This window comes from Rhizobium sp. NZLR1b (assembly GCF_019685155.1).
In the GTDB taxonomy this organism is placed as follows: domain Bacteria; phylum Pseudomonadota; class Alphaproteobacteria; order Rhizobiales; family Rhizobiaceae; genus Rhizobium.
Genome location: NZ_JABDWC010000016.1, coordinates 111,171 through 133,038 on the forward strand (window position 1 = coordinate 111,171; position 21,868 = coordinate 133,038).

Genomic DNA, 21,868 nt, shown 5'->3' on the forward strand with positions numbered 1-21,868 from the left:
CATCTGCGACAAGGGGCCGGCTTATCAAGAGGAGGACGGTAATGCTGACCCTATCTGCGAAATTGAAGACTGCGAGCATCGTCGCGATGGCTGTGGCGTCTCTGGCTGCAACTCCGGCTGTTGCCGAAGACATCACGCTCTGGACCCTCAACTTCGACAACAACGCCGCCAACGGCGCGCTCAAGAAGGTTGCGACGGATTTCGAAGCGGCAAACCCCGGAACCCATGTCGAGATCGTTCAGCGCGCCGTCGACGAACACAAGACGGCCCTGCGTGTCGCGGCCGGTTCCGACAAAGGCCCCGACATTTATTTCAGCTGGGCGGGCCTCGGCCTTGGCGGCGAATATGTGAAGGCCGGTCTCTCCCTGCCACTCGACAAATATTATGCCGAATATAAATGGAACGACGAATTGCTGCCCGCCGCTGCGGCTTTCGCCGACCTCTATCCCGGCGGCAAGCACGGCGTTCCCTTCACCTTCAAGGGCGAAGCCGTCTATTACAACAAGAAGCTTTTCGAACAGGCCGGCATCAAGGAAGAGCCGAAGACCTATGAGGAACTTCTCGCCGCGGCCGACAAGCTGAAAGCCGCCGGCATCCCCGCCTTCACCTTCGGTGGCACCGTCAACTGGCACGTCATGCGCCTGATGGACGTCATACTCGAAACCAAGTGCGGCGCCGAAAAGCATGATGCACTGAAGGCTATGACGCTGGACTGGACCAAGGAACCTTGTGCGACGGACGCCTTCGCCGAGTTTGCGAAGTGGACGAAGGATTATACGCTGCAGCCGTTCATGGGCATCGACAACAAGCAGTCCTACAGCCTCTTCACCGCAGGCCGCGCGGCGATGATGCTCGAAGGCGACTGGTTGGTCAGCCAGCTCAACGGCTCCGGCGCCAATCTCGACGATTACGGCATCTTCCCCTTCCCGACCAATACCGAGCGTCTCTATGGCTTCGCCGAGTACAACTACATCAGCACCAAGAGCAAGAATCCTGATATAGCCGCCAAATTCCTCGACTATTTCCTGTCGACGAAGGTGCAGCAGGATCTGCTCGGCCAGTTGAGCTCGACCTCCGTCAACAAGAACGTCCAATACGCCAACCAGAAGCCGCTCGAGGCGGAATGGCTGGAGATCTTCCAGAAGTACGGCAAGGTCTACATGAACGGCGATCAGGCCTTCCCGCTCGATGTCACGACGGAATATTTCCGCGTCATCAACGACGTCGCCTCCGGCAACACCGAGCCGGCCGACGCGGCCAAGCAGCTGCAGAGTTTCATCGCAAGCAGAACCTGATTCCTCCCAAGCGCCAGTCGATCGATCCTTGAGTTGATCGGCTGGCACATTCTTTCGTGAGCTGGCGCAAACGCCCCGCCAGCGCATCGGTCGAAAATCGGAATCGATTTTCGAAAGGCACGATGCGCAGATTCAAAGTGCTGCAGCGTCCTTTGCGCGTCTGAAGCACGCGCGGCGCTGTAGGAGGAAAGCATGTCACTTCGACAATCGACACATGATCCGCGCATGCAAGCGGCCATCCTGCTCGTGCCGGCGTTGGCGATCTATGCGGTCTTTGCGCTCTACCCGATGCTCAACGTCGTCATCCTGAGCTTCCAGAAGTGGAACGGGCTGGATGCCAACCGGCAGTTCGTGGGCATTGCCAACTATTCGGCGATCTTCACCCGGGACCCGGTCTTCTGGGTTGCCTTCCGCAACACGGTGATCTGGACTTTGATGAGCCTGATCTTCCCGCCTGTCGTCGGCCTGTTGCTGGCGCTCAGCCTCAATCAGAAGATCTTCGGCCGCAATGGCCTGAGGGCGATCTTCTATCTGCCCGTCATCATCGCGCCGATCGCCGTCGCCACCATGTGGAAATGGATGTACGATCCCTTCTTTGGCCTGTTCGCCCAGCTGCTGACCTCCTGGGGCATGCAGAGCTGGATCAAGGACTGGCTCGGCAACAGGGATATCGCCCTCTATTCTGTCTTCGTCGCCTATCTCTGGCAGACGGTGGGTTTCTCGATGGTGCTGTTCCTGGCCGGCCTGCAGAGTGTCTCGCAGACGCTGGTCGAGGCCGCGCGCATCGACGGCGCCGGCCGCTGGGCGGTGTTCAAGCATGTGACGCTGCCGGCATTGCGCCCGACGATCACCATCGTTCTCGTTCTTTCGATCATCTCCTCGCTGAAGGCCTTCGATATCGTCTACGGCCTGACCGGCGGCGGGCCGGCGCAGTCCACCCAGATGCTGGCGCTCTGGGCCTTCACGCAGGCCATGCAGATCTTCGATTTCGGCCGGGGTGCGGCGATCTCCGTCGTCCTGCTGCTGATCACCATGGCCGTCGTCATTCCCTATTTGAGATGGACCCAGAAACACGAGGAGGTCGAATCGTGACAGCAGTGCCGAGCGATACCGCCGCCGTGCATCTCGAAGTCCAGCCGTCGTCGATGAAGCGCGATCCCGTTCTGATCGGCCTCTGGATCACGCTTGTCGTCGTCGCCCTCGTCTGGGTTGCGCCCTTCGTGTTCATCGTCTTTACCTCGCTGAAGACGCCGGCGGCGGTGACGAGCACCGGCGCCTTCATGCCGCCGACCGAGCTTGCCTATGACAATTACAGCGCTGCCTGGAGCCGCGGCAATTTCGCCAACTCCTTTCTGAACAGCGTCATCATCACCGTCATCAAGGTGCCGCTCGGCCTGTTCCTGTCGGCCATGGCCGCCTATGCTCTGGCCAAGATCAAGCTGAAGATCAGCAAGGCCCTGCTGCTCGTCGTCGTCTTCGGCACGATGATCCCCTTTCAGGTGATGCTGGCGCCGCTCTTCACCCTGGTCAATTCCTTCGGACTGATCGACACCTATCCCGGCGTCATCCTGCCCTATATCGCCTTCGGCGTTCCCTACCAGGTCTTCATCCTGCACGGCTTCTTCAAGGGCATTCCCAAGGAGCTGTCGGAAGCAGCCCTCATCGACGGCGCCACCCACTTCACCATCTTCCGGCGGATCTTCCTACCGGTGTGCCTGCCCGTGCTTGCCGCGCTGCTCATCCTCGATTTCGTTTCCACCTGGAACGAATTCGCCATGGCGCTGGTGCTGCTGCAGGACCAGCACATGTGGACCTTGCCGCTCGGCTTGATGTCATTCCAGGGGCAGTTCTCCAGCAATTACGGCCAGCTCAACGCGGCGATCGTCATGACCGTTCTGCCGGCGACGATCGTCTATCTCATGTTCCAGCGCTACTTCGTCTCCGGCCTCACCTCCGGCGCCGTCAAGGGCTGATCGCGAAATCTTATCTCACGAGGAGAGACAGAATGTCTGATGCAACAGTCGAAAAATGGGGTGTGTTCGAGGCCGCCTTCGAGGGGCCTGCCGGCGGCAATCCCTATCTCGACGTGGCATTCGATGCCGTGTTCACCCAGAAGAGCCGCGATGTGCGCGTGCCGGGCTTCTATGACGGCAACGGCACTTATCGCATCCGTTTCATGCCCGACAGTGAGGGTGAGTGGTCGTTCAAGACGCGCTCCAAGACTGCGGCCCTCGACGGCAAGACCGGTGTTTTGACCGCGACCGCACCTTCGGCCGGCAATCACGGCCCGGTGCGCGTGCGCAACAAATTCCACTTCGCCTATGCCGACGGCACGCCGTTCCTCTCCTTCGGAACAACTTGCTACGCCTGGACGCATCAGCCGCTCGACATGCAGAAGCAGACGCTGGAAACCCTCAAGACGGCGCGTTTCAACAAGATGCGCATGGGCGTGTTTCCGAAGGACTATCCCTATAATGTCAACGAGCCGCTGCATGCCTGCTTCGAACGCGGCACGGACGGCGGCCAAGATTTCGACCGGCCCAACCCCGCCGCCTTCCAGCATTTCGAAAAGCAGGTCGCGGCGCTTTGCGAACTGGGCATCGAGGCCGATATCATCATCTTCCACCCCTATGACCGCTGGGGCTATGCCGACATGTCGGCCGCGCAGGATTTCCGCTATGTCGAATATCTGGCCGCGCGTCTTTCCGCCTACCGGAACGTCTGGTGGTCGCTCGCCAATGAATATGATTTCCTCATCGACACCAAACCGATGGCGCAGTGGGACCGCTACTTCCACATCCTGGAGGAAAACGATCCCTACCAGCACCTGCGCTCCATCCACAATGGCGACGTGACGGCGAATTTCGATCATCGCAAGCCGTGGGTCACGCATAGCTGCATTCAGAACCCCGACGTCAAGCGCACCCAGGAATGGCGCGATGCCTATGGCAAGCCTGTCGTCAACGACGAGCCGGAATATGAGGGCGACATCCTGCAGTCATGGGGCAATCTCCATGCCGGGGAACTCGTGCATCGCTTCTGGATCACCATGGCGCGCGGCGGTTATGCCGGCCATGGCGAGACCTATTCGCATCCCGAGGATCTGATCTGGTGGGCCAAGGGCGGCGAGCTGCGCGGCGAGGCCTGGAAGCGCATCGGCTTCCTGCGCGATCTGCTGGAGGCCGACGTCAAACATGGGCTCGAGCCGCTCGGCATCATCGGCGAATGGCCCTGGTCGCGCGTATCGGGGGCGCGTGACGGCGACGGCGATTTCCGGCTGATCTATTTCGGCGAACATCAGCCGGTCGTCTGGTCCACCGGCCTGCCTGTCGATGGCGACGATTACGATGTCGATATCATCGACACCTGGGAGATGACGATCACGCCGGCCGAAAAGGTGGCAGCGCCCGTTCCGCATCCGACCCGCCACGGCTCGGTCGTGCGCGGCGGAAAGCCGGACGCGGCCTTCGGCGTCAAAATCCCGCGCAAACCGTATCAGGCGCTGCGCGTGCGCCGGCGCGGGAAGCACTAATCAAGGGGTCCAAAATGTCTGGCTTGAGCATCAGAAACGTCAAGAAATCCTTCGGCACGGTCGATATTATTCATGGCGTCGACGTCGAGATCGCCGATGGTGAATTCGCCATTCTCGTCGGCCCCTCCGGCTGCGGCAAGTCGACCTTGCTGCGCATGATCGCCGGGCTCGAAGACGTCACCGCCGGCCAGATCAGCATCGACGGCCGGGTGGTGAACAATCTGCAGCCGAAGGATCGCGATATCGCGATGGTCTTCCAGAACTACGCGCTGTACCCGCAGATGACCGTCTCCCAGAACATGGGTTTCGCGCTGGAGCTTGCCGGCGCCAAGCGGCCTGAGATCGAGAAGAAGGTCGGCGAAGCCGCCGCCATTCTCGGTTTGCAGCCGCTTCTCCACCGCAAGCCGGCGCAGCTTTCCGGTGGGCAGCGCCAGCGCGTCGCCATGGGCCGCGCCATCGTTCGTGATCCCAAAGTCTTCCTGTTCGACGAGCCGCTCTCCAATCTCGATGCGAAACTGCGGGTGAAGATGCGGGCGGAGATCAAGGCCCTGCACCAGCGGCTGAAGACCACCATCGTCTACGTCACCCATGACCAGATCGAAGCCATGACCATGGCCGACAAGATCGTCGTGCTGCATGGCGGCCGCGTCGAGCAGATCGGCAGCCCGCTCGAGCTCTATGACAGGCCGCGCAACATCTTCGTCGCCGGTTTCCTCGGCTCCCCCGCCATGAATTTTCTCGAAGGGACGATCGACGATGGGGGAAAGCCGGCATTGGCGCTGTCCAGCGGTTCGCGCGTGGCGCTGTCGCGGGCGCCGGCCAATTCAGCCAACCGGCCGCTGACGCTCGGCATCCGCCCGGAAGACATCGCCTTCGGCGGCGAGAACGGGGTGGATGCCGTGATCAAGGTGGTCGAACCGACGGGATCGGAAACCCATGTCGCCGTGGAAGTCGACGGCCGGGAGCTGACATGGGTCGTGCGCGAACGTGTCGAGCTCGTCCCGGAACAGCCGGTGAAGCTTTCCTTCGAAACGTCCAAGGTTCATTTCTTCGACCGGCAGACGCAGCAGCGATTGAACGCCTGATGACAGTTTGCGCGCAATCGGCGAACGCGAAACCGGTGTCGAGTGCGCTGGACGATGCCTCATCGTGGCAGACGAAATGGTGACTTGTCACCTCGAAATCTCGCCGATAGGTTGTTGACTAGAGCATGAGGCCGAAAAGTGAGCGCGGTTTTCTCATGACATCATGCTCTAACTCTTTAACTGAGAACAGGATTCAGATTTTAGGCCAACTGGGCCTAAAATCATCCTGTTCTAGCGACGAGGTAGCCAAGACATGCACATCCGAAAAGCCGTCTCCTCCGACGCCGAGGAGTTGAGCGCTCTCTTGAACGAGATCATTCGGACCGGCGGAACGACAGCGCTCGAGACCCCGCTTTCGGCCGCCGAATTCGCGGACTGGTTCATCGAGGGCGAGTTTCCGCTTGTCTGCCATGTTGCAGAGCACAATCAGGCGCTTGTCGGCTTTCAATCGCTGAGCTTATACGGCGATCCGCCGAAAGGCGTCGCCGACATTGCGACCTTTGCCCGCATGAACCCAAAGACCGCGGGCGTCGGCAGCGCGCTTTTTCCCGCGACCCGGGCGGCAGCGAAAGAGCTCGGGCTGGAATTCATCAATGCGACCATCCGCGCCGACAATATCAGCGGACTTGGCTATTACGCGAAGATGGGCTTTGAGACCTATGACAGGCTGGTTCAGGTTCCGCTTCAGGACGGAACGCACGTCGACAGGATCAAGAAGCGTTTCAGCGTAAACGCCATGGGTCGCGCGACGCCGCACGGCTGAATGCCTCGACGGCGCTCTGGGAAGCTGTTGAGGCCAGAGGCCGCCCGGCTCGGAATGATGCTGGCTTGCAGGCCAGCTTTGAGGTGCGTTCGTTTATGGCCCGCCTGTATTAAGCGTATGACCTAACAATGTAGTTTTCTGCAATGGAAGCTAATTAGCGCTTAACTTCCGTCACGAATGCGGAGTCTTGAGGATCTGTCCGCTATCTGTATTAACCAGATATCGGCAGATATGGATCCGCTTGATGTAAAGGCGTAGCAAAACGGAACAGATCGGAAGCCATGTCCGGAGATGAGTCATGCCGACTGCGATATTTACGCTCGACGAACTGGCGGTGGTCCGCCGGGCTTACGCCCATCAGGTGGCGGCAACCGCCGGAATAACGAACCCGCGGATCGAGGCCGCCTTTGCCGTCGTGCCACGCGAAAAATTCCTCGGTGCGCCGCCATGGCAGATCGCCAATCTGGGTGGCGGATATCGCCCGCTGCTTTCCTCCGATTTGGTTCTGGCCTATCAGGATGTGCTGTTCGCCTTGCAATCCGACAAGGGCGTCAACAATGGCAGCCCGTCGCTGCATGCGCAGCTCCTGGCTGAACTGGACGTGCAAATCGGCGATCGCATCGCTCATATCGGTGCCGGCACTGGCTATTATAGCGCCATTCTCGCGGAGTTGGTGGGTGCGGCGGGTCATGTCTTTGCCGTCGAGATGGATCCGGATCTCGCGGGTCACGCCCAAGCAGCGCTTGCCGATCGGGCCAATGTCAGCGTCATCATCGCCGACGGCAATCAATGGCCGCAGCAGGAGGTGGATGCGGTCTATGTGAATTTCGCCGTCGGGCGTCCGGCGGCACCCCGGATCGAAAGGTTGCGACCCGGGGGACGTCTGGTGTTGCCGCTTGGCGTACCGCGCCAGGGCCGACCGTCGAGTGGCGGCCGTCATGCCTCTCATGGCGCCGCGCTTCGTATCGAGCGCGGCGCAAGTGGATTTGCGGCGCGCTGGATCAGTACTGCCTATTTCGTCTGCGCCGATGGTGGATTGACGATCGACGAGAACGAGATTGAGGCGCTGACGGCTGCATTCAAGCGCGCGGCATCGAGTTCATAAAAAGCCTGCTCTGGAAAACGGACCCGCGGGTAGGGCGCTGCTGGTATATCGGCGACCAATGGGCGCTCTGCTATGACGATCCCTGAAGCATTCCTTCCAGAGTGCCGACTGCTGCATCTCCGTTGCGAACAGCGACGCAGCCCACCACGCCGAAGATCTCGATGCCCCTCGCCCCTTCGCCCGGCGCGATCAGCCGGCCGCAGGTTTGATCAGCGACGACATCGCAACACCCGAGCATCCGGCGGAGATGGTATGGGCGATGACACGTTCGGAGTGTCGACCTTAGATCCGGCCTTCCCGAAGCTTAGCGCAAGCTCGCCAACGGCGCCTCTCCCCAGTTGAAGCGGGAAACTCTGCTGTTGAAATTTGCTGTCGATGATCTTCGAGATCGAGCCGGAGGCGCCGAGTATTCGAGCCGCGGCCATGCGGCGAAAGTTCATATGAATTGCGCACCACCGCCGGCGGCAAGGCGGCAGCTTCGGCGCAGGTTGGCGACGCAGGCAATGAACTTTGCCGCCGGCTCCGCCGATCCCGTTTGAGGACCGGATCGATAGGAGCGGAAGAAATGGAGGATGTGGCCTGTCCGGCTACTCCAGTGGTTTGCCGAAACAGCGAAAGCCCGGCGCGGGAGAGGCACCGGGCTTCGATAGTGAGCGACAGCCTGGGAGGAGGAATGACTGTCTGTCGGACCCAAGCGGCTCGGAGGGGTGAAGCGCTTCGGTCCATCACGAGGTAGTGCCGCGACGCGGCAAATTCAAGCTTGGCGGCTGGGTGGCAAGACGGGTGACGCTGCAAGAGGGTCGAATTGGGCGCAGCTTTTGATTATTGCTCGCGGCCGGATTCGGCGGCGTTGTCCGCGGACAACTTGCGCTGCGCCGCCACTCATTCCCGAAGCGAGCAGGTCGCTGCGTCCTTTGAGGCGTTTGCGGGGAGCGCCTCAGGCTCAATTGGACGACTGCGTAAGGTGAAGTGTTCTCGAGAACTTGTTCTGTCTCGATGGTCACCGGGTTGTCCGCGGACAACCCATTTACGATCAATCCCATATTCTCGACGCTCAGGCTTTTGCATAGCTGATCCTTCCTCACCTTTAGCGCGCGGCGCCGACGCTGCTCCTTGCATTTCCCTCGACGTCGGCGCACCCGCATCGCCCGTCGAGGCCCCGAGCGGCGCGCTTCAGGGTGAGGCTCTCGGGGGTAGTATCGGAATCTTCAACGCCTGAAATTGAGACGCAGGAAATCTACCGCCCCTTGTTGGGGGCGCATCCTCCAGCGTGCGCCTCATCTTGAGACACGCAGGCCGACAGCCGGAGCCTCGAAGGACGTGCTCAGCGCCGTTCCTCGCACTCCTTCGGCGTCGGCGCACCGGCCTCGCCCTTCGAGGCCTCTTGCGGGGCGCCTCAGGATGATGCTCTCGTGTGCGGTGGCGCGGGTTCTTCAACGCGCACTATTGGAGCGCAGATCCGCAGTGTCCCTTGTTGAGGACGGCACCCTCAGGGCGTTCCTCATCCTGAGGCGCGCAGGCCGACGGCCGGAGCCTCGAAGGGTCCGCTCCAGCGCTGCTCCTTGCATTCCTTCGACGTCGGCGCGCCCGCCTCGTCCTTCGAGGCGGTGCGCCTCGGGATGAGGCTCTCGTGGGCCACGGCACGGCATTCTCCAGCGCTCGTTGTTGGGCGCAGATTCCTGGCGTCTCCTATGGACGGCGGCACCCTCTAGGCGTCCCTCATCCTAAGGGGCACAGGCCGAAGGCCATTGCCTCGAGGGAGACGCCGCAGCGCTGCTCTTTGCATCCATTCGGCGTCGGTGCGCCCCTCGCATTTCGCTGCCATGCACACCAGTTGCGGGGCGTGTTGAATAGGCTTTGCGGCCATCGTCTGATTGGAAGTTGTCCGCGGACAACGGGCAATCAGGCAAGCGGACCTACATCCGAGTTCAGGGATTCGCCTGGTGACGCGCCAGGCCTCGTGCCGGGAAGAGCCTTTGGCCGAGGTCTGACCCGGCCGAGGCTCGGCTGTCGCACGCCCGTGACGAAGCGATCGCGTGCATCGTCGGACGTGCATTTTTCATCGGTCGATGCTTGGAGATATCGAGCCGATTGCCCTTCCGCCATGTGACACCGCATCCATCGCGCGATGGCTGGTCGAGGCGCACGGCAGTCTGGCCGGCCTCGCCATGCGGCCGAACCGAATGACCATGAAGCAGGGGAGGGGCTGGTTCTCAAGCAGCGCCGACCCGGTCTGCAGACGAGACTTTCGGGGGCGTATCGTGAATGCGTTGTCCGGCTGCGACCGAGGTATTGAGATCTCGATCTCGATCGCGGGCAGGCAATGCTCCGGCTTCGGCGGCGGGCAACATGGATGATGCCGGGCAGAAGCACCTCCGCGTCCGGTTCCCGATATTCGCGGTCGATAACGAGAGCAGCTATTGCAGGGGATTGCCACTGGCGTTATTGTTTTGTCGATCGCTGACAGGCGCTGTGGTCGCAACATTGCAGACGCTTGGAGCCAGAATTCGCTGCCTTTGAGACCGAAACGATGGTTGTCGGGCAGGCTTGTCGAAAAGACCGCCCAGTCAGTAACGAAACTAAAGTGCGAATTCACTTCCATAACTGGAAGTGATAATAACGAGATCAATGGCTTAGAATTTTGTAAGCTGCACCATACCCCCCGCCACCAGGCGATAGATTCCCCCGCAGCGACCGGTTTGACAAGCCCGAATCGGTCAAAATTGCCGTTACTCGACAGGCTCGAGGAACGGAATGATTTTGCCCCCCGCTCGAATGGTCGCGGGAGGCAGCGGCTTGCATCCTTTAGCGGCACTCTGCGTTATCCCCGCACCAGAGCGGAGAGCATCCTCATGCCAGATGTGCTTCACCTCAAGAAGATGTCGATCGCAGCGGCGATGGTGGCTGCGGCGATCGGCGCACTTGCGTTGATGCAGGCAACGGAGCGCAGTTCCGTTCCCCCGAGTGCCGAACCCCGCCGCGCGGTTGACGATCATGGCCGCAGCGCCGCGACGCCCGAGGCTATTCCGCTCCGCGGACTTCGCGATGTGTTCTGGCGCGTCTACCATGAAGTCCTGAACGACCGGGTCACACTCATTGCCGCGGGTGTGACCTTTTATCTGCTGCTGGCGCTGTTTCCCGCCATGGCGGCTCTGGTGGCGCTCTACGGGCTGGTTGCCGATCCGATCACCATATCCGAACATCTTCGCGAATTGGCCGGCCTCATGCCGCCGGGAGCGTTCGATCTACTTGCCGATCAGATCAAGGAACTCGTCAATAAGCGCGACAGTGCACTTGGCATCACCTTTTTCGTCGGTCTCGGCATCGCGCTATGGAGCACGCATAGCGGCACGCTGGCGATCTTCGATGCGATGAACGTCGCCTATGAGGAGAATGAAAAGCGCGGTCTTATCCGGTTGAACCTCGTCGGACTCTGCTTCACCTTGAGCGCGATGCTTCTGACGGTGGTGATGGTGGCGCTTGTCGGCGTCATGCCGGTCGTGCTTTCCTATCTCTGGCTCGATCAGTTCAACGAGCACATGGCCCTTCTCCTGCGGTGGCCGCTGCTGCTGCTGGTCGTCGCGGTGGCGGTTACCTCAGTTTACCGCTTTGGCCCCAGCCGGGAGCCTGCCAAGCTCCGGTGGATGACGTGGGGCGCCGTTCTGACGACGGCCGCCTGGGCGGCCATGTCGCTTGCCTTCTCCTTCTATCTCGATCATTTCGCCAATTATAACGCGACCTACGGCACGCTCGGTGCGCTGATCGGCTTCCTCATCTGGATCTGGCTTTCCGTCGTCATTCTCGTCATCGGCGCGGAACTCAACGCCGAATTGGAACATCAGACCGCGAGGGATACGACGACGGGCACGCCGCTGCCGATGGGCGCGCGCGGCGCCTATGTTGCAGACACTTTGGGCGAGGCCGTCAACTGATCATTGAGGAGCATCATCAATGACTGCGCCTCACCTGTGGTTTTGATGTATTTTATCCTTCCGCAGCCCCGACAGAGGAGACGATCATGACGGCCCCGCATCCTTCCAAAACCCATATCGGCAATCATGCACTGCATCCCGAAACGCAGATGCTGAATTACGGCTACGATCCCGAACTCTCGGAAGGGGCGGTCAAGCCGCCGGTATTCCTCACCTCCACCTTCGTCTTCAAGTCGGCCGAGGATGGCCGCGATTTCTTCGATTACGTCTCGGGCCGCCGCGAGCCGCCGGCGGGGAAAGGCGCGGGTCTCGTCTATTCGCGCTTCAATCATCCCAATAGCGAGATCGTCGAGGACAGGCTCGCCGTTTACGAGCGGACGGAAAGCGGCGCGCTGTTTTCCTCAGGCATGTCGGCGATCGCCACGACCTTGTTCGCCTTCGTTCGGCCGGGCGATGCGATCCTGCATTCGCAGCCGCTTTATGGCGGCACGGAAACCTTGCTGGCAAAGACGTTCCTCAATTTCGGCGTCGGCGCCGTCGGCTTTGCCGATGGCGTCAGCGAGGGATCGGTGCAGAAGGCGGCGGAAGAGGCGATGGCGAAGGGCCGCGTTTCCGTCATCCTGATCGAAACACCCGCCAATCCGACCAACAGCCTGGTCGATGTCGCGATGATCCGGCGCGTGGCCGAGACGATCGGCGCAAAGCAGGGGCATACGCCGATCATCGTCTGCGACAATACCCTGCTCGGCCCGGTTTTCCAGCGGCCGATCGAACACGGCGCCGATATCTCGCTCTATTCGCTGACCAAATATGTCGGCGGCCATTCCGACCTGATCGCCGGCGCCGTTCTCGGCCGCAAGGCTGTCATCAAGCAGGTCAAGGCGCTGCGCGGCGCGATCGGCACGCAGCTCGATCCGCATTCCTGCTGGATGCTCGGCCGGTCGCTGGAAACGCTGCAGCTGCGCATGGAACGGGCAAACAGCAATGCGCGGGCCGTTGCCGATTTTCTGCGCGATCATCCGAAGGTCGAGAAGGTCCACTACCTGCCCTATCACGATCCGGATTCACCATCCGGCCGGACCTTCGCCGCGCAATGCACCGGCGCCGGCTCCACCTTCTCCTTCGACATTCGCGGCGGCCAGCCGGCCGCCTTCAAGTTCCTGAACGCGCTGCAGGTCTTCAAACTTGCGGTCAGCCTCGGCGGCACGGAATCGCTTGCGAGCCATCCGGCCGCCATGACGCATTCCGGCGTGCCCGCCGATGTCCGCCAGCGCATCGGCGTGCTGGAATCGACGATCCGCCTGTCGATCGGCATCGAGCATCCGGACGATCTGATCGCCGACCTGGAGATGGCGCTGCAGGCGGCCTGATACGGCGGGGAAATCGATGCCCGGCGGCGCCGGGCATCGTGGGGACGTCACTTGTCGTCGGTTGTCAGTTCCGTCTCGTCGGTATTCAGCACGAAGACCGCAAGCAGGCGGGCCGGCTTTGTCTTGCTGGCATTCTTGCTGACGGCGTGATGATCGCCCGGAAATTCGGGAAAGCTTTCGCCGGCCTTATAGACCTTCTCCGGCCCGTCATTCACCTTGCTGGTGATCGCCCCTTCGAGAACGGTGGCGTAGATGAAGGCCGAGGCCGGGTGCGTATGGCCGGGCGACGAGCCGCCCGGCCCATATTCGACGAGCACCGCCCGCATGCTCTTGCCGGGAACATTGGGAAGCTTCTGGTCGAAAACGACGCGAACCTTCGCGTCGCCGCCTGCAGCATAAGCCTGAGTGCCGGCGGCAAGGACAATGGCGAACGCGGCCGCCGAGATCATTTTCCTGAGCATGTGTGGTCTCCTGCGTTGATGGGACGTGGTCTCGCTGTTAGGCGCTCTTTTTCTGCGGCGGCTGCCGGCTGAGCCAATCGTCGAAGCGGATCCGGCCGAGCCGCGCCTTGGGACCCGTTACCAGCGAGTTATCCTCAAGCTCGACGCCGAAATAGCGGGCGTGGGGATCGGCCGTCACCTGGCGCGGATCGTTCGTCGCTTTCAGGAGGCGCGTCACGATGTCGGTGAGGCGGATTTTCTCCGGTCCACCGATCTCGATCGTACCGCTCAGAGGCGCGGCGAGCGCCACCTCGGCCATGACATCGGCGACATCGTCCGAAGCGATCGGCTGCACATAGGCCGGCGACAGATGCACCATCTGGCCGACGGTGCCCGACTGGGCGATGCCTGCCATGAATTCATGGAACTGGGTGGAATGGACGATGGTGTAGGGTATGCCAGAACTTTTGATCAGCTGTTCCTGGGCCATCTTGGCGCGCATGTAGCCGCTGCCCTGAAGGCGCTCCATGCCGACGATCGAGAGCGCGATGTGATGCTTCACGCCGGCGGCGGCCCCTGCCTTGAGCAGGTTGCGGCCCGAGGTCTGGAAGAATTCGAGAACCGCCTTGTCCTCGAAGGAGGGAGAGTTGGCCAGGTCGAGCACCACTTGGGCGCCGGCAAGCGCTTCGGCGAGCCCTTTGCCGGTGATCGTGTCGACGCCCGAATTCGGCGAGGCCGGCAGAACGTCGTGTCCCTTGCTGCGCAATCTTTCCACGGTCTTCGAGCCGATGAGGCCAGTGCCGCCGATAATGACGATCTTCATGGGTAGTCTCCTTGACCTTGCGAGGATTTCCTCTGTTGACTTGAGGTGGCTGCCGAAATCGCGCCCTCGGCGAGGCAAGCGATCGATCTAGGGACCGTCGCCGCGGGGATTTTCCGGCGCGGCCGGCCGGAACCGACGGGCTGCAGAATGCGCCGGATCGCGGCCCCGAACCATTCTCCCCCAGTCGCGGTCACCCTATGCGTAGGCAGTAGCCGGGCTCGCCCTGCGCTCGATCCATCCGGCCGAAATGGAGGAGTTTCACGTCATCCGGGATCGGCCGAACCTACCCTCGGAGCAGATAGGCGAGCCTGATGGCACGGCGTATCCACTGTCGGGCAAGCCGTGGCTTGCGTCATCAACCCTCTCGATGGAGACGAGAATGATCAAGCGTTTGAACTTCATAGCCCATAAGAACAGCGGCGTTGACGGTCTGGTCGCCGTCGAAGCCTGGATCGCCAAGAGCTTCGACCCGAAGCTGCTCGAACTTGTCAAAGTGCGCGTTTCCCAGATGAACGGATGCGCTCACTGCCTGCATATGCACCGTCAGGACGCCCTGAAGCTCGGCGAAACGGACGACCGGCTGCTGCTTCTGAATGCGTGGCGCGAGTCGCAGCTCTTCACCCAACGGGAGCGGGCCGCCCTCGCCTGGGCCGAGGCGCTCACAGAAATCGCGAAAAGCCATGCGCCTGATAATGTTTATGAAGATGCGCATAGCAATTTTTCGGATGACGAACTCGTGGCCCTTTCGATCGGCATTGCGATGATCAACGCCTGGAACAGGCTGGCGATCGGCTTCCGGCTTCAGCACCCCGCGGATCACAAGCGCATCGCCGCCTGACGGGATCGCAGCATGAAGAACGGACCGGGCGAAGAGCTTCGCCCGGCTCAGTTTGCTAAAAACCTGGTTTGTTACTCGGTGTCATGTTTGGTGGCGACGACACACGATACCCTTATGATCAGGAAAGCGTGGCGGTCTCGAACATGGCGGTCAGCCCGATGCCGCCGCCGATGCCGATCATTGCCAGGCCGGTCGCGCCGGCAGCTGAGCCGCTTTTATGGGCGCGGATCAGCTGGCTGTAGAGCCGGGTGACGAGGATTGCACCGGATGCGCCGAACGGATGACCCAAGGCAATGGCGCCGCCATTGCTGTTGACCGCGTCCGCGGAAACTTCGAGTTGATCCAGCGATGCCAGAACCTGGGCCGCGAAAGCCTCGTTGAATTCGATGGCATCGACGGCGGCGAGCGAGAGCCCGGGCTGACGCTGAAAGAGCTTTTTGGTCGAGGCAACCGGACCGATGCCAAGCAGGTTGGGGTCGACACCGGCCGCCGCGCTGTCGATGAAGGCGAGGCCCTTGTCGATGCCGAGACTTTTCGCCATCCCGCGGCTCATGACCAGCACCAGGCAGGCGCCGTCATTCACAGGGCAGGCATTGCCTGCTGTCACCGAACCGCCGGGGAGAAAGACCGGCCGGAGGTTTGCGAGCGCCTTGAGCGATGTGGATGGGCGCGGGCATTCGTCGCGTTCGACCAGTCCGTGGCCGGTGGAGATTTCGACGATCTCGGGCCGAAAGATGCCGGCATCGGCCGCCGCGGCGGCGAGCTGGTGACTGCGGAGCGCGAATTCATCCTGTCTCTGCCGCGATATGCCGAATTGACGGGCGACGTTTTCGGCGGCAATTCCCATCTCAGGATCGCCGACGGCATCAGGCGAAAACCGGGCGCGCCCATAAAAGCGCGGTAGTGCCCCATTGGCTTTTGGTCGTTCGACACGCCATGGCGCGGTGCTGACGCTCTCGACGCCGCCGGCCAGAAAGCAGCAGCCCGCTTTCGCCTGGATCAGGCGGGCGGCCATGATGATCGCTTCCAGGCCTGAACCGCATTGCCGGTCGATCGTCACACCCGGAACCGCCATGGGCAGGCCTGCGGCGAGTGCCGCCAGCCGCGCGATGTTGCCACCACCGCCGGCGGCGTTACCGACCAGGACGTCGTCTATAACGTCGGGCGCAATTGCCGTTTCGGAAAGGATCCGACGGATGATCGGCGCGAGCAGGTCTTCCGCCGCAACTGTCGAAAGCGATCCGAAAGCCCGCCCGATCGGCGTGCGGTAAGCGGCAACCACGACCGGCTGCCAATCCTCGTCAGGCTGATAGGCGTAGGACAAGATCGTCTCCCGAGATCACAGCCGTTTCCACGTGCCCCCTGGCAATCTTGCCGCTGCTCGTCATCGGCCAGGATCCGATATGGTAGAATTGCCTGGGGATCTTGTACCTGACGAGCTTATCCGCGCAATAATCGGCCAGGATTTTTGGATCTGTCGCCTCTCCCGACACGACCGCGACGATCCGCTGGCCGTAATAGGCATCCGGCAGCCCGAAGACGACGGCATCGTCGACCCCCGGGCAAGCTTTTAGGGCGCTTTCGACTTCGGCGGGATAAACATTATTGCCGCCGGATATCATCATGCCGCCTGCCCTGCCGATCACCCGCAGCATGCCGTTTTCATCGAGTTCGCCGAGGTCCCCGACCGTCGCTCCCGCCTCGGTGACCCGGAATGCCTGACCGTCGTCACCCCAGAGATAGCCGTCGGCGATCAGGTCGCTCCTGACGAATATGGTTCCCGGCACATCGGTCCCGACGTTGTTTTCATCAGGGTCGCGAATGGAAATTTCCACGCCGGGATAGGCTTGTCCCACCCGATCGATCGGAAAATCGACCGCGCCGCCGACGAGCGTCGAGACCGTCATGAAACCGATTTCGGATGCGCCGTAATATTCCCTTATGCGCGCCTTCGGAAAAAGACGGCGCATGGATTCGACCCCGTTCACGTCCAATTTTGCGCCGGCGGTCAGGACATCGCGCAGGGATGTCAGAGCCGGTTTGGCGGCCCAGGCCCTGGCAATGCCCGCTATATGGGTGGGCACGGCGACCAGCCGCTCGATCTCTTCGGCCGAGAGCGTGCGCGCGACGGCCTCGGCATCCCATTTCCTCACCGAATAAAAGGTGCCGCCGGCATCCAAGGCTTCGACCAAGGCGTAAAGCGCCAGCCCATGCGCCAGCGCTCCCGGGCATAGGGTCGATGGCGCGTCTTCGAGCTCGAAAACGAGACGGCCCCGGTCGAGGCTGCTGCGCCATTGCTCGCGCGAGCGATAATAGGCTTTCGGCTCGGCGGTGGTGCCTGAGGTAAAGCCGATCAGAAAAATTCCCTCGGCATCATCAGGCAGGTCGCCTGCCGCTGCGCCAACATCAAAGGGTTCGGTTCCGGCGACGACGACGGGAACGCCGAACCTGCGGCCGATCTCGGCGTTCGGCCCGGCATCGTCGTCGACAACAAGCACGTCCGGCGCCAGCCGCTCGATGATGCGCTCGATCCTCTCCGGCGGCATCATCGGGTCGATCACTGCGCAGGCATTCGGGATGGCGGTGGCGGCGACAAAATACTCGGCGAAGCCGATATGATTGCCGAGGCTGAGCGCAGCAAGCTTCTCCACCGAGGGCAGCTCGAGCTTGCGGCGGCTCGAGCGCGGCAATTCCTGGAGAAAACGGTAAATCGCCTTGGCGCGCGAATAGAGCTCGCGGTAGCTCAAGGAGCGGCCGTCGATCACCAGGGCCGGTTTATCCGGCCTTTCCGTTGCATGTCGAAGAAGCTGCGCATGGATCGGCATGGACACCCGCTGGTTTGAAGATCTGCCGTCAGCCCAAAGCGGCTCTGGTCGCTTCCGGAATCGGCGTCGGGCGGCCGTCGGAAAGGCCGACGCAGACCCAGACAAGGCCGGCCGAGGCGCAATGGGCGCCGTCGCGCTGGCGAAAGAGCTCGAGCGCGAAGGAGAGGCTCGTGCGCCCGATTTTCCCGACGGCCACCTTCGCTTCGACGACATCGTCGACGTCGATGGGGCTGTGAAAAATGATTTCCGCCTTCTTCACGTGATAGGCGACACCCGAGGAGGTGTGGCGGAAATGGCTGAGAATTTGCCGGTGCCGCAGGAATTCGACGACGGCATCCTCGCAATAATCGAGATACACCGAATTGTGGACATGACCATAGATGTCGATGTCTCGCATCGAGACCCGGAACGATGCTAAAGGCCTGTCGTCAACACTCATTCGATCACCGAAATTTCGAAGGCGTGTTCTAACCGCTGTTGTCTGGGGGATGCAATGCAATATCAGGCGGTCGTGCGAAAATTCGGGCCGGCCGAGGAGGTCGTTGAGATCGAGCGGGCCGCACTGCCGGTGCTGCGGCGCGACCAGGTGCGCGTGCGGCTGCTTGCGCGGTCGATCAATCCGTCCGATATCATCACCATATCGGGCACCTATGCCGGACGCACCACCCTGCCCTTCATTCCCGGCTTCGAAGCCTTCGGGGTGGTCGAAGCGTGCGGCGAAGAGGTCCATGGGCTTGTCCCCGGCACACGCGTGCTGCCGGTGCGCAGCGTCGGCGGATGGCAGGAATACAAGGATACCGATCCCAGCTGGTGCCTGCGTGTTCCGGACGAGCTGTCCGACTTCGAGGCTGCGACGAGCTATGTCAACCCGATGACGGCCTGGCTGATGCTGCACAAGAAGATCGGGCTGAGGCCGGGCATGCGCATCGCCATCAATGCCGCTGCCTCTTCGATCGGATCGATCCTGATCGGTCTGGCCAATGCCGTCGATGTTGAGCCGGTCGCGATCGTCCGCAGCGAGGAATCCCTCCAGCGCCTCCGCGGCCGCCTCGAGGCCGTCATCGTCGACAGGGCGGACGGCGACCTGGCAGCGGGGATGGCTGGCCGGCATGGGCTCGACGCGGTGCTCGACTGCGTCGGCGGCACGCGCGCCGGCCTCCTTGCCGTTGCGCTCAAACCCGGCGGGCATTTCGTGCATTACGGCCTGCTCTCGGGACAAAGCATCCCGCCGTCTTTCTGGTCGTCGCATCCAGATGTCGCTTTTTCCTTCTTCCATCTTCGCGAATGGGTTCATTCCGAAGCCATGGGCGACGTCCAGCGCGCCTATGCCGAGGTGGCGGCGCAGATCGCCTCGAAGGTCATCGCGACCGAGGTGCGGGAGGTTTTTCCCTTGGAAAATATCCGCCAGGCGCTGCAATCCGCCCTTCCCTTCCGGACGGGCGGTAAGGTGCTGCTCGCCTGACACGCGAGCGCGCAAACCGCCGCCGACGGCCAACGCCCCTTCAAGATAAGGGTGGATCGACCCACGGCCGTTCCGACTTCGGCGTCGCCAGCCCGTGTCTGGCGAGCTCCAACGTCAGAATGCGAGTTTCAAGAAGGTTGAAGATGCGCAGGACCGCCTCGATCGCATCGAAGGGTTTCGTCAGGAAATCCTTGGCGCCGAGGGACAGCGCCCGCCTGCGCGTCGGCAAGGTCGCGTCGGCGGTGAGAACCAGGATCGGCTTCGCCGAGCCGTCATGCAGATCGAGCGCCACCCGTTGCCGCTCCTGCTCCTGTGCCCGGATCAGCTGCGCGACCAGGGCGGCAAGCTCGCTGCGCTGCCGTTCGAGATCGCCGAGCAGCGCCTGCTTTTCTGCCGCCTGACGTTCGAGATTGCAGGCGTCGGCGAGCTGGCCCGCCACCACCTCCAAGGTCTGCCGGTCGTCGGCATCGTATGCGCGCGCCCTCGAAGGACCGATGAGCGTCAGATGGAGAGCGGAACCATCCTGCGAGGCAAACAGGATGCCGTCGCTTTCCGAGCTCCTCGATTGCCCGACCGTAAGCTGCACGGGCGCCTCTCCCTGCAAGGGCGGAAAGACGAGCCTGGCAAGCGGCGCTCCGGCGAAATCGGCAAGCCGGGACAAGACCTCTGGGGCGGCCGTTTCGAAGGCGTGTGTGTCGAGAAGGTTCCGCACTTCGATGATGAAACGCAGACGTGCCGCCCGCGCTGTAAAGGGCTCTCATCTCCGCGACATCAGGCGAATGCGCCGTATCTGTGTTATGCTCCAGACCCAACGGGACTGCTCCTGAAATGAATGACGCGGGCACGATAGTCATTCCGGTGGGAATGTCATCTATGCCGTTCGGCAAATCGGATCGGAGCCACCCGGCAGATGGGGCCGCAGCGCCGGCCGCTTAGATATTGGTCATGCGGTTGACCGATGCGATGTCCGCCGGAGCCGCCATAAAGGAAAGTCAAACATGCGTACGATCATCGCTGCCGCCCTCGTCCTCGGTTTCGTTCAGGTCCAGTCGGCGGCAGCGGCCGAAACGGCGACTTGCGCGCCAGTCAGCGAGGAGGAAGTGGCAAAGCTTTTCGACCGCTGGAATACGTCGCTGGCGACGCTGAGCCCGCAGGAAGTCGCAAAGAACTATAGCGAGGATTCCGTGCTTCTCGCCACCCTGTCCGACAAACCTCGCCTGACCCAGGCGGAACGGATCGATTATTTCGAGCACTTCCTGGCGAAGGAGCCCAAGGGCCACATCGACAGCCGCGACATCAAGACCGGCTGCAACTGGGCAGTCGATACCGGCACCTATACATTCGCGCTGAAGGACGGTTCGAAGGTGCCGGCCCGCTATACCTACACCTATGAGTTCAAGGATGGCACCTGGCTGATCACCTCGCACCACTCGTCGATGATGCCGGAGAAGTAAGGTTTCATCGATTTATTGGTCCGGCAGGGAGATCCCGTGTTCACCCCACACGGGGTCTCCTACTGCTGACTGCATATTCGTTGTGCGCGGCTTGTGCCTCGAGCATCTGTCATCGATCGATGGCAGATGCTCGAGGCACGGAGCCGGCATGACACAGGAGGGGTGTGCCTGGCACGCCTTCTCCTTCTTTTAAAAACATGGCGCACCGCGTATATACGTTCTAATATATACAAATCGCGGAGGCTCCTATGCCGCAATATGCACGAGTGTTTCAATCCGGCAATTCACAAGCGGTTCGTCTGCCGAAGGAATTCCGTTTCGACGTTGACCAGGTAGAAGTGACGCGGGAAGGCGATGCCATAATCCTGCGGCCGCGGACCGATCACGGCAGGCGCTGGGCGTCGTTGCAGAGCGCCTTGGAGCGCGGCTTCAGTGACGATTTCATGGCGGAAGGACGCGGGCAGCCGGAGGATCAGGAGAGGCCTGGGCTACAGGACCTGTTCAAGTGATCACCCATCTCGTCGACACCAATGCAGTGATCGCTTTGATCGGCCGGAAGTCCGACATACTCTTGAGCCGCGTGATTGAGAGCGACGAGGGATCGATCGGACTGTCGACGATCGTGATGCACGAGCTTTATTACGGCGCCTATGGGAGCGCGAAAATTTCCTACAATCTTGAGACCCTGCGCCTGTTCATGGCGGATTTCCCAGCCATTGGTTTCGAACGCGAGGATGCGCTGGCCGCCGGCGAGATCCGCGCGGCATTGGCGGCAAAGGGAAGACCAATCGGTCCCTACGATGTTCTGATCGCCGCCCAGGCGAAGGCCCGGGATCTGTTTGTCATTACCAACAATGTCGGGGAGTTCCGGCGCGTGGATGGCTTGCGCGTCGAGGATTGGATGGTCGGGCGGTAGTTCCCGATGCGCGGCATTCCATAAAGAA

At 61.6% G+C, this 21,868-nt stretch carries 20 protein-coding genes and 1 pseudogene; 14 read left to right on the forward strand and 7 right to left on the reverse strand.

The genetic code is table 11. From position 1 onward, the window contains the following. The first annotated feature begins 41 nt into the window (after positions 1-41). The 7 genes and pseudogenes from HJB84_RS21770 to HJB84_RS21800 all read left to right on the forward strand — a co-directional run bounded on the left by HJB84_RS21770 (position 42) and on the right by HJB84_RS21800 (position 7,866). Positions 42-1,295 (forward strand): ABC transporter substrate-binding protein, encoded by a 1,254-nt coding sequence (locus HJB84_RS21770; RefSeq protein WP_221116854.1) that lies wholly within the window; start codon positions 42-44, stop codon positions 1,293-1,295. Positions 1,296-1,487: 192 nt separating this feature from the next. Beyond that, positions 1,488-2,387: a carbohydrate ABC transporter permease gene (locus HJB84_RS21775; RefSeq protein ID WP_221116855.1), complete on the forward strand. Its 900-nt coding sequence runs from the start codon at positions 1,488-1,490 to the stop codon at positions 2,385-2,387. A 53-nt stretch (positions 2,388-2,440) separates the two neighbouring features. Further along, positions 2,441-3,268 (forward strand): carbohydrate ABC transporter permease, encoded by an 828-nt coding sequence (locus HJB84_RS21780; protein WP_259671144.1) that lies wholly within the window; start codon positions 2,441-2,443, stop codon positions 3,266-3,268. 32 nt (positions 3,269-3,300) lie between these two features. Further along, entirely contained in the window at positions 3,301-4,827 is a 1,527-nt protein-coding gene (locus HJB84_RS21785; RefSeq protein ID WP_221116857.1) for a DUF5060 domain-containing protein, read from the forward strand. A 14-nt stretch (positions 4,828-4,841) separates the two neighbouring features. Beyond that, a complete protein-coding gene (locus HJB84_RS21790; protein WP_221116858.1) occupies positions 4,842-5,912 on the forward strand; it encodes an ABC transporter ATP-binding protein in 1,071 nt (356 codons plus the stop codon). 253 nt (positions 5,913-6,165) lie between these two features. Next, positions 6,166-6,675 (forward strand): GNAT family N-acetyltransferase, encoded by a 510-nt coding sequence (locus HJB84_RS21795; protein WP_221116859.1) that lies wholly within the window; start codon positions 6,166-6,168, stop codon positions 6,673-6,675. A 298-nt stretch (positions 6,676-6,973) separates the two neighbouring features. After that, positions 6,974-7,866, forward strand: a pseudogene (locus HJB84_RS21800) (protein-L-isoaspartate O-methyltransferase family protein). A 1,415-nt stretch (positions 7,867-9,281) separates the two neighbouring features. Here the strand turns inward: HJB84_RS21800 and HJB84_RS21805 are convergent. Continuing rightward, the gene (locus tag HJB84_RS21805; protein ID WP_207585110.1) at positions 9,282-9,419 is read right to left on the reverse strand and encodes a hypothetical protein; all 138 of its coding nucleotides are present in this window, start codon (positions 9,417-9,419) and stop codon (positions 9,282-9,284) included. A 1,213-nt stretch (positions 9,420-10,632) separates the two neighbouring features. Between HJB84_RS21805 and HJB84_RS21810 the strand changes: the two genes are divergently transcribed. Then, a complete protein-coding gene (locus tag HJB84_RS21810) occupies positions 10,633-11,712 on the forward strand; it encodes a YihY/virulence factor BrkB family protein (protein WP_221116860.1) in 1,080 nt (359 codons plus the stop codon). Between the two features lie 86 nt (positions 11,713-11,798). Next, positions 11,799-13,082 carry a cystathionine gamma-synthase family protein gene (locus HJB84_RS21815; RefSeq protein ID WP_221116861.1) on the forward strand — a complete coding sequence of 428 codons (1,284 nt, stop codon included), beginning with the start codon at positions 11,799-11,801 and terminating at the stop codon, positions 13,080-13,082. Between the two features lie 47 nt (positions 13,083-13,129). Here HJB84_RS21815 and HJB84_RS21820 read toward each other — a convergent pair whose 3' ends face one another. Next, entirely contained in the window at positions 13,130-13,543 is a 414-nt protein-coding gene (locus HJB84_RS21820; RefSeq protein ID WP_221116862.1) for a cupin domain-containing protein, read from the reverse strand. Between the two features lie 37 nt (positions 13,544-13,580). Continuing rightward, the gene (locus HJB84_RS21825; protein WP_221116863.1) at positions 13,581-14,345 is read right to left on the reverse strand and encodes an SDR family oxidoreductase; all 765 of its coding nucleotides are present in this window, start codon (positions 14,343-14,345) and stop codon (positions 13,581-13,583) included. A gap of 379 nt (positions 14,346-14,724) precedes the next feature. Here HJB84_RS21825 and HJB84_RS21830 point away from each other — a divergent pair, with 379 nt between their 5' ends. Continuing rightward, a complete protein-coding gene (locus HJB84_RS21830) occupies positions 14,725-15,183 on the forward strand; it encodes a carboxymuconolactone decarboxylase family protein (RefSeq protein WP_221116864.1) in 459 nt (152 codons plus the stop codon). Positions 15,184-15,301: 118 nt separating this feature from the next. Here the strand turns inward: HJB84_RS21830 and HJB84_RS21835 are convergent, their stop codons facing one another. The 3 genes from HJB84_RS21835 to HJB84_RS21845 are packed head-to-tail and all read right to left on the reverse strand — an operon-like array spanning position 15,302 to position 18,447. Next, the gene (locus HJB84_RS21835; protein WP_207585116.1) at positions 15,302-16,507 is read right to left on the reverse strand and encodes a thiolase family protein; all 1,206 of its coding nucleotides are present in this window, start codon (positions 16,505-16,507) and stop codon (positions 15,302-15,304) included. Then, complete coding sequence (locus tag HJB84_RS21840; RefSeq protein ID WP_221116865.1) at positions 16,485-18,008, reverse strand: class I adenylate-forming enzyme family protein; 1,524 nt, start codon at positions 18,006-18,008, stop codon at positions 16,485-16,487. The genes HJB84_RS21835 and HJB84_RS21840 overlap by 23 nt, the downstream gene beginning before the upstream one ends. A gap of 28 nt (positions 18,009-18,036) precedes the next feature. Further along, positions 18,037-18,447, reverse strand: coding sequence for a thioesterase family protein (locus tag HJB84_RS21845; protein WP_221116866.1), 411 nt, complete (start codon positions 18,445-18,447; stop codon positions 18,037-18,039). Between the two features lie 54 nt (positions 18,448-18,501). Here HJB84_RS21845 and HJB84_RS21850 point away from each other — a divergent pair, with 54 nt between their 5' ends. After that, the gene (locus HJB84_RS21850) at positions 18,502-19,470 is read left to right on the forward strand and encodes a zinc-dependent alcohol dehydrogenase family protein (protein WP_221116867.1); all 969 of its coding nucleotides are present in this window, start codon (positions 18,502-18,504) and stop codon (positions 19,468-19,470) included. 40 nt (positions 19,471-19,510) lie between these two features. On the opposite strand, the gene HJB84_RS33630 is transcribed toward HJB84_RS21850, so the two are convergent. Continuing rightward, on the reverse strand, positions 19,511-20,056 hold the full coding sequence (locus tag HJB84_RS33630) for a hypothetical protein (RefSeq protein WP_311044999.1): 546 nt from the start codon (positions 20,054-20,056) through the stop codon (positions 19,511-19,513). A 412-nt stretch (positions 20,057-20,468) separates the two neighbouring features. On the opposite strand from HJB84_RS33630, the gene HJB84_RS21865 reads away from it, so the two are divergent. The 3 genes from HJB84_RS21865 to HJB84_RS21875 all read left to right on the forward strand — a co-directional run bounded on the left by HJB84_RS21865 (position 20,469) and on the right by HJB84_RS21875 (position 21,840). Continuing rightward, a complete protein-coding gene (locus HJB84_RS21865) occupies positions 20,469-20,924 on the forward strand; it encodes an SgcJ/EcaC family oxidoreductase (RefSeq protein ID WP_221116868.1) in 456 nt (151 codons plus the stop codon). A gap of 248 nt (positions 20,925-21,172) precedes the next feature. After that, entirely contained in the window at positions 21,173-21,433 is a 261-nt protein-coding gene (locus HJB84_RS21870) for an antitoxin (protein ID WP_207585121.1), read from the forward strand. After that, the gene (locus tag HJB84_RS21875) at positions 21,430-21,840 is read left to right on the forward strand and encodes a type II toxin-antitoxin system VapC family toxin (protein ID WP_207585122.1); all 411 of its coding nucleotides are present in this window, start codon (positions 21,430-21,432) and stop codon (positions 21,838-21,840) included. Before HJB84_RS21870 ends, HJB84_RS21875 begins: the two co-directional genes overlap by 4 nt. Positions 21,841-21,868 lie beyond the last annotated feature (28 nt).

Bases quoted from the DNA above. Each gene is read 5' to 3' on its own strand.
- HJB84_RS21830 (WP_221116864.1), top strand. From the start codon at position 14,725: ATGATCAAGCGTTTGAACTTCATAGCCCATAAGAACAGCGGCGTTGAC.
- HJB84_RS21810 (WP_221116860.1), top strand. From the start codon at position 10,633: ATGCCAGATGTGCTTCACCTCAAGAAGATGTCGATCGCAGCGGCGATG.
- HJB84_RS21865 (WP_221116868.1), top strand. From the start codon at position 20,469: ATGCGTACGATCATCGCTGCCGCCCTCGTCCTCGGTTTCGTTCAGGTC.
- HJB84_RS21770 (WP_221116854.1), top strand. From the start codon at position 42: ATGCTGACCCTATCTGCGAAATTGAAGACTGCGAGCATCGTCGCGATG.
- HJB84_RS21820 (WP_221116862.1), bottom strand. From the start codon at position 13,543: ATGCTCAGGAAAATGATCTCGGCGGCCGCGTTCGCCATTGTCCTTGCC.
- HJB84_RS21785 (WP_221116857.1), top strand. From the start codon at position 3,301: ATGTCTGATGCAACAGTCGAAAAATGGGGTGTGTTCGAGGCCGCCTTC.
- HJB84_RS21845 (WP_221116866.1), bottom strand. From the start codon at position 18,447: ATGAGTGTTGACGACAGGCCTTTAGCATCGTTCCGGGTCTCGATGCGA.
- HJB84_RS21825 (WP_221116863.1), bottom strand. From the start codon at position 14,345: ATGAAGATCGTCATTATCGGCGGCACTGGCCTCATCGGCTCGAAGACC.
- HJB84_RS21790 (WP_221116858.1), top strand. From the start codon at position 4,842: ATGTCTGGCTTGAGCATCAGAAACGTCAAGAAATCCTTCGGCACGGTC.
- HJB84_RS21780 (WP_259671144.1), top strand. From the start codon at position 2,441: ATGAAGCGCGATCCCGTTCTGATCGGCCTCTGGATCACGCTTGTCGTC.
- HJB84_RS21795 (WP_221116859.1), top strand. From the start codon at position 6,166: ATGCACATCCGAAAAGCCGTCTCCTCCGACGCCGAGGAGTTGAGCGCT.
- HJB84_RS21815 (WP_221116861.1), top strand. From the start codon at position 11,799: ATGACGGCCCCGCATCCTTCCAAAACCCATATCGGCAATCATGCACTG.
- HJB84_RS21850 (WP_221116867.1), top strand. From the start codon at position 18,502: ATGCAATATCAGGCGGTCGTGCGAAAATTCGGGCCGGCCGAGGAGGTC.
- HJB84_RS21840 (WP_221116865.1), bottom strand. From the start codon at position 18,008: ATGCCGATCCATGCGCAGCTTCTTCGACATGCAACGGAAAGGCCGGAT.
- HJB84_RS21870 (WP_207585121.1), top strand. From the start codon at position 21,173: ATGCCGCAATATGCACGAGTGTTTCAATCCGGCAATTCACAAGCGGTT.
- HJB84_RS21775 (WP_221116855.1), top strand. From the start codon at position 1,488: ATGTCACTTCGACAATCGACACATGATCCGCGCATGCAAGCGGCCATC.